Genomic DNA, 12,435 nt, shown 5'->3' with positions numbered 1-12,435 from the left:
CAGATACTTCGGTAAATTCCTTTGCAAAAAACATGTATACTCCTACCCAATTACAAGAAATTATAGACAATGCTATTTATAAGATCGAATACCCTGCAACACCTGCAAGACTTTATGAACCCATACGTTACATCATGGGCCTTGGTGGTAAAAGAATCAGACCGGCACTAGTATTAATGGCCGCCGACTTATTTGGCGCCAGTATTGAAAAAGCGATCCCTGCTGCATTAGCGATAGAGACTTTCCATAATTTCACTTTAATACATGACGATATCATGGACAATGCGCCATTGCGTAGAGGCCAGCAAAGCGTTCATGAAAAGTGGGGAGTTAACAATGCCATTCTTAGTGGCGATGTGATGATGGTAGAATCCAACAAACACCTCTCTATGTTAGACAGCAGTGTGCTTAAAGACGCATTGGACACCTTTAATACCACTGCACAAGGCGTATGTGAAGGTCAGCAGTTAGACATGGAATTTGAAGAACGTGACCTGGTAGGTATCTCTGAATACATCAATATGATCCGTTTAAAAACAGCTGTTTTGTTAGGCGGAGCGATGAAATTAGGTGCTCAGGTCGCAGGAGCAAGTCATGAGGAAGCTGCACAACTGTATGAGTTTGGAGAGAACATCGGGATTGCATTCCAGTTACAGGATGATATCCTAGACGTTTACGGAGATCCGGAGAAATTCGGAAAACAGGTAGGTGGTGATATTATCGCCAATAAGAAAACCTTACTCCTGCTGAAATTAAAAGAATTGGCTGAACCTGCGGATCTGCTGGAAATGGAACAACAAAGCACCAACACAGATTTCCAGGACAAAATCTCCAACATGACGATTTTGTACAATAAGTACGACATCAGAGGTCTGGCGAGTCTGGAAATGAGAAACTATTCTGATAAAGCCTTTGAGGCATTGAGCGCATTAGCGGTCCCTGAGGAAAGAAAAGAAGAATTACTGCTACTATCTAATCAACTGATGAATAGAGAGCACTAAGACGCTTAAAATCAGGTTAAAATACAAAAAGCAGCTATAAGGGGAAACATTAATCTTCTAATAGCTGCTTTACTTTTTCTGCGGTGAGTGGTTTCACAAAGAAATCCTTGACACACATAAAAGATTTGGCTCTCAGTTTTTCTCTTGGATCTATGGAAGAAGAAACAATAATGACATCTACAAAGATCTGATGTTCTTCCATCATTTCCAGGAATTTCCAGCCATCAATCTCCGGCATGTGTAAATCGAGTAGAATCAGGTCCGGCTTATGCTCTTTAATATATCCTAAAGCAATTTGTGCATCATTGAACAAGGCTATTTTTTTCTCCGTATGGTGTTTCCTGATCAGCATCTGGTGCAATCTGTTGGTGATCACATCATCATCTACCAGCACAATATGATTGGTATCGGTCTTTTCATTCAAATCCGCAAAAAGATCTTCATTTTCGGGCTTGTGCATCATGGAGTTGAGCATCTTAATGATCCCATCCAATTTCAGGGCCTGCAGGTTAATATCGTTTAACAACTGATTGATCTTGGCGACCTCAAAAGTTTCCAGCTGCTGGTAATTGGTCAGGGTAGACAGGCTCAGGATATTGGTGATGGGAGCTCTCAATTCATGTGATGTCAGGTGTGAATACTCTCCGAGCATTCTTAAAGAGCCGGAATGATCGCTGTCGTTTACCAGCGTACACAAGACCTGATCTGCTACCCCTGCTTTAAACAAGGGGGTAAAGATGATCTGGAGAAACAGGTCGTTGGTATTTTCAATCCCGAACCGTTGTGCGATGGTAAAACTATGTCCGGCGAAACACCTGATGAGTAAACTTTGAAAATTTTTCCTGTATTTCTGTGCAATGATTTCCACAGCTAAGTCCCCAATTGAGGGAGATTTAATCAGAAAGCTATCCAGGTCATTTTGTGTCTCCACTTTAAAAGACACCAACTGGTAATTTTTATCTATCGTAAAAAACGAGCAGTCTGCGGCTTCGCAAATCCTTCTAATTGGCATATTTCAAGTCTTTTAAAGCAACAATGAGTATAAGCGACCTTACAATAGTCAATACCCATTAGCCTTATAATTAACATAATTTAATCCTGTTTATGATAAACTAATACCAGGATCTATTTATGGAGTCATAATTGCCTTATTTATCAAACAATTAACTCATTTGTAATCAACGCAAATCAACGAAATATATATTAGTTATGCAAGAAATTCTATCAAAGAAAGATATTGGGGAAAGGATTAAGGATTTGAGGGCTAAAAATGGTCTTTCACAGTCATTGATTGCGGAGGTACTCCAATTATCAAGAAGTAATTATTCTCAAATAGAACTTGGAAATCAATATCCTTCCTTTCATACGCTTCATAAACTCGCCAGATATTATGGCAAGACCTACCACTGGTTGATTCATGGCATCGAGGAGGAACAAAGCGAGGAAAGTTTCAGTAATGCAAATCAGATTATCCGGGAGCTGGAAAGCACTTTAAAGCAGTTCAGTGCAACCGTTGATAAATTAGCGGAGGAACTGGGTCTGTTAAAGGAAAAGGCTTTAAAATAACCGGCAACAGAAAAAGGGCCATAACATTACGTCATGGCCCTTTTTAAATATTATTTAATTATTCTGCTTTAGCAGCAGCTTTCTTAGCAGGTGCTTTTTTAGCTGGAGCAGCTTCTTCCGTTTCAGGAGTAGCTACTTTTTTAGCTTTAGCAACTGGTGCTTCTACTTCTTCTTCAGTAATTACTACCGGGAAAGGAAGGATAGAAACGTAAGATTTGTTGTCTTGTTTCTTTTTGAAGATTACTGTACCATCAACTAAAGCGAATAATGTATGGTCTTTACCGATACCTACTCCTTTATCAGGATGATGTTTTGTACCACGTTGGCGTACGATGATGTTTCCAGAGATTGCCACTTGTCCACCAAAGATTTTGATACCAAGGCGTTTACTATGCGATTCACGTCCGTTTCTCGAACTACCGGCTCCTTTTTTGTGTGCCATGTTTTATATTTTATGAACTACCTGATATGCTGGTAACTCGTTTTGTTTAACAAATAATTATAAACTGATACCAGAAATCTGGATTTTAGTGAAGTACTGGCGATGACCATTTTTCTTCTTGTAACCTTTTCTACGTTTCTTTTTGAAAACGATTACTTTATCACCTTTTAAATGAGACACGATCTTAGCTGAAACAGTAGCACCTTTCAATGTAGGAGCTCCTACAAGAATTTTACCATCTTCTTCAACCAACAATACATTGTCAAATTCAATACTAGCGCCTTCATCTCCTTGCAAACGGTGTACAAAAAGGTGCTGGTCTTTTGCAACTTTGAATTGCTGTCCTGCTATATTTACTATTGCGTACATTGTTAAATAATTATTGTTTTAAACTGTTTATTTTTTTTATCGAGGTGCAAATATAGAATTAATATTTTTAAATCCATAACAGATTTACTTTTTCTTTCCATACCTTTCTTCAGCATCATTGATGCTCTGTGACACAAGGGTTTTCATTTGCTCTGCAAGTCCCTTTAATTTAGGGATCTCATTGTAATCCGTCAGGAAAATCACTTTCTTGGATTTCTTCTTGTAATTGAACGTAATCTCATAACGCAATGCCTTGTTAGCATCCAGATTGGTTCCCTGATTGGCAATCACGTCCGGGAAATTCCAAAAACCAATCTCCGCAGCTTTGCTGTGTAAATAAAGCATATCATTATGACGCAGCTTTACATTTGTTTTGATCACTGAGTCTCTCCCATCCACATACTGATAATCCCCTGTTGCAGAATTATAAGTATTCTCCAGATTATTTCCTACGCCCCATTTGTATTCAATAGATTCGAATTCTGTAGATTTAAAAGGCGCATTGCGAAACATTGGCGTGTAATAGATGACACAATAGGCCAGGAAGGGAACGACAATGGTGAATAATAGGAAGATTTTCTTCGCGTTTGTACTCATGTTATATTTATTGTAATTATTTATGTGTTTAAAAATTAGTCGGTGGGCCCGGTAAGCTCCCCTTCCCATTTGCTGACTACTGCGGTAGCGATGCTGTTACCAACAACGTTGGTTGCAGATCTACCCATGTCTAACAATGGATCGATACCAATCAATAAGGCTAGTCCTGCTTCAGGAATGTTAAAAGTGGCAATTGTTCCTGCGATCACGACTAAAGATGCTCTAGGCACGCCCGCAATCCCTTTACTGGTCAACATCAGGATCAACAACATGGTAATTTGTTGCTCAAAAGACAAATGAATGCCATAAGATTGTGCAATAAACAGTGAAGCAAAGGTCATGTATAGCATTGATCCATCCAGATTAAAGGAATAACCCAGTGGCAATACAAAACTTACGATTTTATCTTTACAACCAAAACGCTCCAGTTGAAGCATCGTTTTAGGATAAGCAGCCTCACTACTTGCAGTACTAAATGCAAGTAATACCGGTTCTTTCATTCTGTTCATCAGGTTAAATACCCGGCCTTTAAGAATGGTCCATCCAATCAGAATCAACACTATCCAAAGGAGGAACATACTGCCATAGAACTCACCGATAAATATGGCATAGGTAGACAATACACTTAAACCCTGCTTGGCCACAATCGCAGCCATGGCACCGAATACAGCAAAAGGTGCAAAATTCATGACATACCCGGTTACTTTAAGGATGACGTGTGCTACAGCATCAAAAAACTTAATGATGATCTGGCCTTTCTCTCCGATTGCAGCAGTTGCTACTCCAAAGAAAAGGGAGAACACTACAATTTGAAGGATTTCATTGGTTGCCATCGCCTCTGTCATACTTTTTGGAACGATATGCGAGATAAAGTCTTTCATCGACAGGGCTACTTTATGAATCCCCGTATCCGCATTTGCCGGGGGCAATGGTAAATTCATGGCTAATCCAGGCTCAAAAATATTGACCATGATCATTCCGAGAATCAGCGACAATAAAGATGCACTCATGAACCACAACATGGTTTTCCCACCAATACGGCCTACCGCCTTGATGTCGCCAACTTTAGCTACACCGACCACCAGGGTACTAAAAACAAGGGGGGCAACGATCATTTTGATTAATCTCAAAAAGATATCACTTAATAAAGTTAGCGGTTCTAATGCTTTCTCTCTCACTTTTTCCGCCTCTGCTCTTGCTTTTAAAGCCACTACTTTCTGAGCATTCAGTGCTGCATATTGCACAACAGTAGTGTCTTTAACACTGAGTAACTGCACTTCAACATTTTTAAGCTGACTCTCTGTTTTTGTAATGTTTTCATTGTAGTCTTTAAATGAAGAGACATTTAAATAATATCCTAATCCAACACCCAGTATCAGGGCCAGAAAAATGAAAAATGTTAACTTATTATTTTTTGACATACTAACTTTTAAAGTATTTATACAGTTTGTAAAACTACAACAATTACTTTATTCTCTAAATATTATTACCAAAGCAACTAACTTTATACAATTGACTTGTAACAAAAAGCTATATTTTCATCTAACCAAATAATAAAAAGCCGCATATTGAAAGAGAAAGACCTGTTATTTAAACAAATCTTCGACACCAATTCTAAGAAAATATTCCACCTTTGTTACGGTTATACGGGCGATCAAGACGCTGCAAATGACCTGCTTCAGGAGACTTTTCTAAAGGTTTGGCAGAACCTGGACAAGTTCAGGAACAAGTCGTTGATCTCCACCTGGATTTACAGAATTGCTGTAAACACTTGCCTTACTTATTTAAGGTCCGAAAAGCGTCAGGCAAAAGACGAACTCACAGAAAACATTATAGAAACGCGACCGGAAGAACTCTCAGAAAAGAACGAACAGGTCGCTTTGCTCTATAAATCGATCTCTCAACTCGAAGAAAATGACCGTCTGATCATTACCATGGTGCTGGATGAATTGCCCTACCATGAGATCGCGGACATCTCAGGAATCAGCGAAGGGAACCTGAGGGTAAAAATCCACCGCATAAAATTAAAACTTACCGAATTATACAATCAGCATGCAAGAATTTGATCACATACAATCGCTTTGGCAATCCCATACGGTAGCCGTTAAGCTCTCTGCAGATGAAATGCTGGCACAGGCAAAAAAGGAAGTGAACTCCATGCGCAACAGATCGATATTAAATATCGCAGGTCTGGGCCTGTCTTTCCTTGCAGTGGCGAGCCTTTTATTTTTTCATTTTCAATCATGGACTACCTATGCCGGTATTTCAGTAGTGCTCATTGCCATCGGAGCCTCTATATTCATGTTATATAAAGGTCACCGTCTGATTTCAAAAAATGATTTCACGACCCATCCAAATGAGTTTTTGACGAGCCTGAAAGAATATCAAATCAGCAGGTTCAATCTCCACCATAAAATGTACTGGATCTATACCGCTGCATTAAGTATCGGTTCTGCGCTTTACTTTATCGAGGTGCTATCTTATATGGATCTCTGGGCTCAGGTGCTCATCGTAGTCTTCACCCCTTTGTGGATGATCTTTTGCTCGACTTTGGTCAGAAAAGCAGTGATCAGAAAAGACAGGGAAAGAATATCGTTATTGATTGAGAAATTCGAGCGACTGGGATCCCAGTTTAAAGAACAATAACAGACTGCCTGTTCATTATAAAACAAAAATGGAGCTATTCGCATAGCTCCATTTTTGTTTTATAATAGTTCCGGAAAATCCGGGTACAAAAAAAGCCATCTTCAAACTGGAGATGACTTTTCCTTTGTATTAACTAACCCAAATTTAATTCATCCGAACTTATACGTGGATTTTCCTATTGACAAATATAAGTGGTCTTCAAAAGACCTGATAAGCGAAAATCACCAAGTTAAATATTTTCATTAAATCTACTCACCTGAGTGATCTCCCAAAGACCTTCTGCTCCCTGTTCAATGGTAATGTAATTCCTTTGCACAAATAAAGGGAACTTAAGATCTACCCGTACAACAGCCAGCGTATTACTACTGGAAATAATCTCATAATCTGATTCACAGTTGAGGTCTGATTTTCCTAATTTTTTATAATACGAAACCAGCTGTCCTTTAGAATGTTTACCTATTTTTTGTCCGAGACAAACACATACTTTTGCATTTTCGTTCAACACCAGGTTTAACAACTTAGCATCGGTATGCACGCTTGCTTCAATAAAAGCATTTACGACGGTGAGGGGTTTACTATTTACTGTTTTTCTGAGCAAGCGCTCCTCATTATTTAGCGGACGACTATAACCAAGAGTGCCACTGATACACAGCATCAGCAAGCACGCAAACAAGTTCTTTTTCATGAGCTTCTTTTTTATTTAAAATTCGCTCAAATAACTGACTGTCAATATGCTAAAAACACTTTTCAATCAGGTAACCAGAAAAAAATCAGCGGTATTGACCAGGGGTTACCTGGAAGGAATTTCTAAAAAGACGGATAAAGGAACTCGGGCATTCAAATCCCACAATATCTACGATTTCGTTGACCGGATAATCCGTATTCCGCAGAAAGTATTTGGCCTGACGTAGCCTGATGCTGGTCAGGAATTGATGTGGCGACTGGTGGTAGGCTTGCTTAAAAGTTCGTAGAAAATGGTTTACCGAAAGACAGGCAATTCTGGCGATCTCCTCTAAGCAAATATTTTTATTGTAGTTGCTGATGATGTAATCTCTCGCGACACTCAGTCTTCTCAGTATTTCCGATTTCGTGGTATGGCTTAAGAACTTCAGGGAAGCTTCTCTGTGGGTTACCTCTGCATCGTAAAGCGCATAATAATTCAGCAGACAGTGTTCAAGGTAGGTGTTGAGCAATAAATTATCATTACTACCCTGATCAAGGTGATTTTTCAGGTGCAGCAGGTTAAACTTCATATCTCCTTCCAGGGGATAAATGGCTTCTACAAAAAGTGGTATTTTTCTTTCGTAAGATTGAGGTTCATCTAGCAGCAGCTCCGCTTTAGCACTTCTGGCGTACTCAAAATCCAGGACAAAATCAGGATCGAAGAGCACAGACATGGAATCAACTTTCACAGGAGAATCAATTTTTCGGGAGTACGAAGTATCCTGATTTAAAAAGATGAAATTTCCGGAATATAGGTTTAGTTCCCGATTGGCAATGGTATAAGCCGCAGAACCGTTAAAGATCATTTGAATCGCATATTTCCCGGTTGTAGCCTGATGAACAGACTCATAGGCAGACTCCATTATCACTTCATTCTTATCGACCAATGTTCTCTGAAACGTCATTTCCTTTTTAATTAAGCATCTTTATAATCTCTTTCTTCCAGTAACAAGGTGAGGTTTCCCCAGGGGTCATAAAACTCACATGTCAATCCCTTTTTCCCGTAAACCGGTGCGGACACCATCTGGAAACCCTGCCTTTTGAGATTGCAAAAATCTCTCAGACAATCTTGTGTATAAATTACAATCACCTCAGGGTCTTTCTCTTCATGTTTAACCAACATTAAACGATGGCCATTAAACATTCTCAATACCGGACACATTTTCCCGCCAACCAACAGATCTTCTTCCATTTCAAGACCCAATTCCTCTATAAAAAAAACAGCCGGCAAAACCGTGTCTTTTACAAACAGCACCTGGTAATTTAACTTATCAGCCATCATAGCGACCAGCGGGTTAGTTTTATAATAATTTATTTAACAAAATTAAGCTTAGCAAATCAGCATCTATTCCCCCCTTAAGGGGTATATTTATGGCATTGCAAAAAATCACCCTTTAGGGGGTATTTTTTTAGTCTGTCAGGATAAATATATTTACAATGGTTTAAACCATGAATTCCCGCCAAAAGTGTATTACAAAACGATTTCCCCCCTTGTCCTCTCGCTGTTTTTATACAGTGTATCTGGTTTTGCCCAGCGTTATAACTTCCGCCAGTATGACATTGAAAATGGCTTAACGCAATCGCAGGTAACCGCGATTACTCAGGACAGCAAACGCCGTTTATGGATCAGCACCCTCGGCGGCCTCAATGCCTTTAACGGGAAACAGTTTTACAGCTATACCAAAACGAACGGCCTGAACAACAATTTCGTCCTTGCACTCAGTCTGGGGAAAAATGACCAGTTATGGCTGGGTACGGCAAGGGGTGTTTCAAAATTCAACGGTTTTCAGTTCGATAATTATGCGCAAACCAAAGAATGGGTGAGCAAACTTGTCACCAGTGCTACCGGAACCGTGTATGGCCTCTCCTCTTCCCGGCTTTTCAAAACCGATGAAAAACAAATCACTTTTCTAACGATCAGTAATGATCCGCAGGAAAACGTGACTGCTTTAAAGGTTGATGCCAAAGGGGAAATTGCAGTAGCCATTCTCAAAAAGGGCGTTTTTTACCTCAGGAAAGGGAGTTGGGTCGCACATCCACAAAACGAAGTATTAAAAGACCTGGTGATTACGGACTTCTTTACAGACGCCCGTCAAAAAGACAAGTTATGGCTGATTGCAAGCGATGGTCTTTATGCTTTGGATAAAAATAACATCCGCCAATATGTATCCGGAAAATTTACGGCCATAGAGCAGGATGCCAAAAACAATATATGGATCGGTTACAGCAGTGGGGCCTATTACCTGACCAGCAGCAGCCTGATTCATTTTAACGGAAAGAATGGTTTCACCAACAATATGGTCAATGCCATTTTTAAAGATGTAGAGAACAATATCTGGTTAGCTACTGATGGAACCGGACTTTTTAGATACGTAGACCGTGATTATGTCCTGTTTGACGAATCTCAGGGTCTAAACAGTAAAACGGTAATGAGCCTTGCTGATGGCCCCGGGAATGACGAAATATGGATCGGCACTTATGGTGGTTTATTTAAATATCAGGCAGGGAAAATTAAGGAAATCCCTATCCCTTCTAAACTGGAAGACACCAGGAACATCAACTTCCTTTACAACGACCGTCAGAAGAACATCTGGATTGGCACCGTTTACGGCGGACTTTGGTGTTACAACGGCAAAAGTATCGTCCCTATGGCTTTGGATCGTCATTCTATTGCCTACAATGCTATTTTAGAAGATACGAAAGGCCGGATTTGGGTATCCACCAATGCCGGGTGTTTCCTGCTGAACAAAAAAACAAAGCAACTGGAACCGGTAAGTAAGCAATTTGGCAGCGCTTTATTAGAAACCAATGAAGGAGAGATCCTTGTAGGTACCCAGGACGGCGTTTATGCCATCAATTCGCCAAATCAAACCAGACCTTTGAACCTTCCGCAGCTCAGTGGCTCTTCAATACTCTGCATGGCAAAATCAGGTCCGAATTCCTTGCTTTTTGGCACTTCCGACAATGGAATTCTGATCTGGGATCGAAAAACCGGAAAAATAAAAACCTTAAGTACGGAACAGGGTTTGGCTTCAGACCACATCTATAGCCTACTCTTAGACCAGCAAGGCGTAATATGGGTGGGAACCGGTAAAGGCATCAACAAAATCAATGCGAAGGATTTCAAGGTTATACAAAACAATAATGAGCCCAATTTATTGGTAGAGTGTAACCAAAACGCCATTCTACAGCATAATGATGACATTTGGGTAGGCACCACTAAAGGAGCTATTGTTTACAACCGAAATCATTGGTTACCGCCAACTGTCCCGCCTTATGTATACATCAATTCAGTGACCGCTTTTGCGCAAAATCAAGGCCGTCAAAACAAACAACGGACTATTTTCAAGGCGAATGAGCTGGGAAATATGGTTACCCTTCCCTTCCACCAGAACAACCTGAACATTAGTTATACCGGCATATTTTTAGCCAATCCTGACGGCCTGTCTTACCAGTACCGCCTAATAGGGCTGGACAATAAGTACAGTGAAAGTACCGGAAATACCTCCACAAACTTCTTTTCTATCCCTCCCGGAAAGTATACGTTTCAGGTAAAAGCCATTACGAAAGCAGGGGTCTCGTCTGTAGAAACCGCTTCTTTTTCTTTTGAAATCACTCCTCCATATTACCAGACAGGTGTATTCCGATTGCTTATCTTTGTATTCATTGTATTGTTGATTCTGTTGGCAGTCTACATCATTCTGAACTTAAATGAGCGCAAGCGAAAATTAAGGTTAACGATCAAACTGGAAGAGCAGTTTAAGGTAAGAAAACAGACGGCTGAAGATTTTCATGATGATCTCGGTAACAAACTCACCCGAATCTCCGTCTTATCAGAAGTATTGAGCAGTATGATTGATCCGGATGATACGGAAAAGAGAGGCATTATCTCGAAAATCAACGACAATGTAAATGAATTATATAGGGGTACTAAAGACATATTGTGGTCGTTAAATCCGAAAAATGATAAGTTAACTGAGCTATTGGGGCATATCCAGGAATTTGGAAAGGAAATGTTCAACAACACCAGTATCGATTTCCAATCCCATATTGACCTGGCTGGATACGATGGAAAACTATCATTAGATGTGAGCAGAAACCTGCTGATGATCTTTAAGGAGGCGATTCACAATGCGCTGAAACACGCAAAACCGGGGATGGTTGTGTTTTCAGCAAGAGTAGATGGGGAAACCTTGAAAATCTCCGTAAAGGATGATGGTCAAGGGCTTGATCCCATAGGATCCATGGATGGTCATGGGATAAACAATATGAACGTGAGAGCAAAAAGAATCAATGCAAAACTAAATATCATTTCAAACGCTTCCGGCACGGAAATTAAGCTAGCAGTTAGTCTTTCCACTTTAATGCGTCTAAAAAATGTATAGTCAGCCAGAATCAAGAATTGTGATCATCGAAGATGATCAGACGATCAGAGAAGGTTATGCTTATTTAATTAACCATACTTCTCCTTATCAGGTAGTCGCAACCTACCCTTCTTTTGATGCTGCAAAACATAAGATCAGCAAGGATCAGCCTGATGTGATCATTCTCGATATACAGCTTCCGGGTACTAATGGCATTGATGCGCTTCCGCAATTGAAGAAGCTATTGCCACAGGTTTATATTATCATGTTGACTGTTTATGAAACAGAAAAAACAATCCTTGATGCGTTGGCAAACGGTGCTTCCGGATATTTCACCAAAAACACACCTACCGCTAAATTAATTGAAGCGATCAAAGACGTGCTGAATGGTGGTGGCCCGATGAGCCCTGACGTAGCCAAGACGGTCATCCTTTCCCTTCAAAAGAATCCCGATAGTCCCTTAACCAAAAGAGAAACACAAATACTGGAGCTGATCACCATAGGTAAAGACCGCGGACAAATTGCCAAGGAACTTTTCATTGAGGTAGAAACGGTAAAGACACATACCAAAAATATCTACACGAAGCTGAATGTCAATTCTAAGGCAGAAGCAATACAGGTGGCAAAAGATAAAAGACTGGTTTAACCGCGCCCATTTACAACGCAAAACGGCCGTATCCTGTTGAAAGTATACGGCCGTTTTTTGAGCTGTTATCGTTACCGGATT

The 12,435-nt window shown here is 40.1% G+C and carries 14 protein-coding genes; 6 read left to right on the top strand and 8 right to left on the bottom strand.

Going from position 1 to position 12,435, the window contains the following annotated elements:
* The first annotated feature begins 32 nt into the window (after positions 1-32).
* A complete protein-coding gene (locus tag OQX61_RS22510; RefSeq protein WP_265844080.1) occupies positions 33-1,001 on the top strand; it encodes a polyprenyl synthetase family protein in 969 nt (322 codons plus the stop codon).
* 49 nt (positions 1,002-1,050) lie between these two features.
* On the opposite strand, the gene OQX61_RS22505 is transcribed toward OQX61_RS22510, so the two are convergent.
* Positions 1,051-2,013 (bottom strand): response regulator, encoded by a 963-nt coding sequence (locus tag OQX61_RS22505; RefSeq protein ID WP_265844079.1) that lies wholly within the window; start codon positions 2,011-2,013, stop codon positions 1,051-1,053.
* 197 nt (positions 2,014-2,210) lie between these two features.
* Here OQX61_RS22505 and OQX61_RS22500 point away from each other — a divergent pair, with 197 nt between their 5' ends.
* Entirely contained in the window at positions 2,211-2,567 is a 357-nt protein-coding gene (locus tag OQX61_RS22500; protein WP_265844078.1) for a helix-turn-helix transcriptional regulator, read from the top strand.
* A 58-nt stretch (positions 2,568-2,625) separates the two neighbouring features.
* On the opposite strand, the gene rpmA is transcribed toward OQX61_RS22500, so the two are convergent.
* The 4 genes from rpmA to OQX61_RS22480 all read right to left on the bottom strand — a co-directional run bounded on the left by rpmA (position 2,626) and on the right by OQX61_RS22480 (position 5,396).
* Positions 2,626-3,009 (bottom strand): 50S ribosomal protein L27, encoded by a 384-nt coding sequence (gene rpmA, locus OQX61_RS22495; RefSeq protein ID WP_265844077.1) that lies wholly within the window; start codon positions 3,007-3,009, stop codon positions 2,626-2,628.
* Positions 3,010-3,066: 57 nt separating this feature from the next.
* Positions 3,067-3,378, bottom strand: a complete 312-nt coding sequence (gene rplU, locus OQX61_RS22490; RefSeq protein WP_182960927.1) for a 50S ribosomal protein L21 — start codon at positions 3,376-3,378, stop codon at positions 3,067-3,069.
* Positions 3,379-3,462: 84 nt separating this feature from the next.
* Entirely contained in the window at positions 3,463-3,975 is a 513-nt protein-coding gene (locus tag OQX61_RS22485; protein WP_265844076.1) for a hypothetical protein, read from the bottom strand.
* 35 nt (positions 3,976-4,010) lie between these two features.
* On the bottom strand, positions 4,011-5,396 hold the full coding sequence (locus OQX61_RS22480; RefSeq protein ID WP_265844075.1) for a dicarboxylate/amino acid:cation symporter: 1,386 nt from the start codon (positions 5,394-5,396) through the stop codon (positions 4,011-4,013).
* Positions 5,397-5,543: 147 nt separating this feature from the next.
* On the opposite strand from OQX61_RS22480, the gene OQX61_RS22475 reads away from it, so the two are divergent.
* A complete protein-coding gene (locus tag OQX61_RS22475; protein WP_062549678.1) occupies positions 5,544-6,041 on the top strand; it encodes an RNA polymerase sigma factor in 498 nt (165 codons plus the stop codon).
* Positions 6,028-6,621, top strand: coding sequence for a hypothetical protein (locus OQX61_RS22470; RefSeq protein ID WP_265844074.1), 594 nt, complete (start codon positions 6,028-6,030; stop codon positions 6,619-6,621). Before OQX61_RS22475 ends, OQX61_RS22470 begins: the two co-directional genes overlap by 14 nt.
* 229 nt (positions 6,622-6,850) lie before the next feature.
* On the opposite strand, the gene OQX61_RS22465 is transcribed toward OQX61_RS22470, so the two are convergent.
* The 3 genes from OQX61_RS22465 to OQX61_RS22455 all read right to left on the bottom strand — a co-directional run bounded on the left by OQX61_RS22465 (position 6,851) and on the right by OQX61_RS22455 (position 8,626).
* Complete coding sequence (locus tag OQX61_RS22465; RefSeq protein ID WP_265844073.1) at positions 6,851-7,306, bottom strand: hypothetical protein; 456 nt, start codon at positions 7,304-7,306, stop codon at positions 6,851-6,853.
* Between the two features lie 85 nt (positions 7,307-7,391).
* Entirely contained in the window at positions 7,392-8,249 is an 858-nt protein-coding gene (locus OQX61_RS22460) for an AraC family transcriptional regulator (protein ID WP_265844072.1), read from the bottom strand.
* Positions 8,250-8,260: 11 nt separating this feature from the next.
* Positions 8,261-8,626 carry a hypothetical protein gene (locus OQX61_RS22455; protein ID WP_265844071.1) on the bottom strand — a complete coding sequence of 122 codons (366 nt, stop codon included), beginning with the start codon at positions 8,624-8,626 and terminating at the stop codon, positions 8,261-8,263.
* A gap of 184 nt (positions 8,627-8,810) precedes the next feature.
* Between OQX61_RS22455 and OQX61_RS22450 the strand changes: the two genes are divergently transcribed.
* Positions 8,811-11,729: a sensor histidine kinase gene (locus OQX61_RS22450; RefSeq protein ID WP_265844070.1), complete on the top strand. Its 2,919-nt coding sequence runs from the start codon at positions 8,811-8,813 to the stop codon at positions 11,727-11,729.
* Positions 11,722-12,354: a response regulator transcription factor gene (locus OQX61_RS22445; protein WP_265844069.1), complete on the top strand. Its 633-nt coding sequence runs from the start codon at positions 11,722-11,724 to the stop codon at positions 12,352-12,354. Before OQX61_RS22450 ends, OQX61_RS22445 begins: the two co-directional genes overlap by 8 nt.
* Positions 12,355-12,435: the final 81 nt, after the last annotated feature.

The organism is Pedobacter sp. PLR (assembly GCF_026239675.1).
Lineage (GTDB): Bacteria > Bacteroidota > Bacteroidia > Sphingobacteriales > Sphingobacteriaceae > Pedobacter.
Note: the sequence above shows the minus strand (reverse complement) of the source record. Positions and strands in the feature narration are given on the sequence as shown.

Bases quoted from the DNA above. Each gene is read 5' to 3' on its own strand.
- OQX61_RS22510 (WP_265844080.1), top strand. From the start codon at position 33: ATGTATACTCCTACCCAATTACAAGAAATTATAGACAATGCTATTTAT.
- OQX61_RS22505 (WP_265844079.1), bottom strand. From the start codon at position 2,013: ATGCCAATTAGAAGGATTTGCGAAGCCGCAGACTGCTCGTTTTTTACG.
- OQX61_RS22500 (WP_265844078.1), top strand. From the start codon at position 2,211: ATGCAAGAAATTCTATCAAAGAAAGATATTGGGGAAAGGATTAAGGAT.
- rpmA (WP_265844077.1), bottom strand. From the start codon at position 3,009: ATGGCACACAAAAAAGGAGCCGGTAGTTCGAGAAACGGACGTGAATCG.
- rplU (WP_182960927.1), bottom strand. From the start codon at position 3,378: ATGTACGCAATAGTAAATATAGCAGGACAGCAATTCAAAGTTGCAAAA.
- OQX61_RS22485 (WP_265844076.1), bottom strand. From the start codon at position 3,975: ATGAGTACAAACGCGAAGAAAATCTTCCTATTATTCACCATTGTCGTT.
- OQX61_RS22480 (WP_265844075.1), bottom strand. From the start codon at position 5,396: ATGTCAAAAAATAATAAGTTAACATTTTTCATTTTTCTGGCCCTGATA.
- OQX61_RS22470 (WP_265844074.1), top strand. From the start codon at position 6,028: ATGCAAGAATTTGATCACATACAATCGCTTTGGCAATCCCATACGGTA.
- OQX61_RS22465 (WP_265844073.1), bottom strand. From the start codon at position 7,306: ATGAAAAAGAACTTGTTTGCGTGCTTGCTGATGCTGTGTATCAGTGGC.
- OQX61_RS22460 (WP_265844072.1), bottom strand. From the start codon at position 8,249: ATGACGTTTCAGAGAACATTGGTCGATAAGAATGAAGTGATAATGGAG.
- OQX61_RS22455 (WP_265844071.1), bottom strand. From the start codon at position 8,626: ATGATGGCTGATAAGTTAAATTACCAGGTGCTGTTTGTAAAAGACACG.
- OQX61_RS22445 (WP_265844069.1), top strand. From the start codon at position 11,722: ATGTATAGTCAGCCAGAATCAAGAATTGTGATCATCGAAGATGATCAG.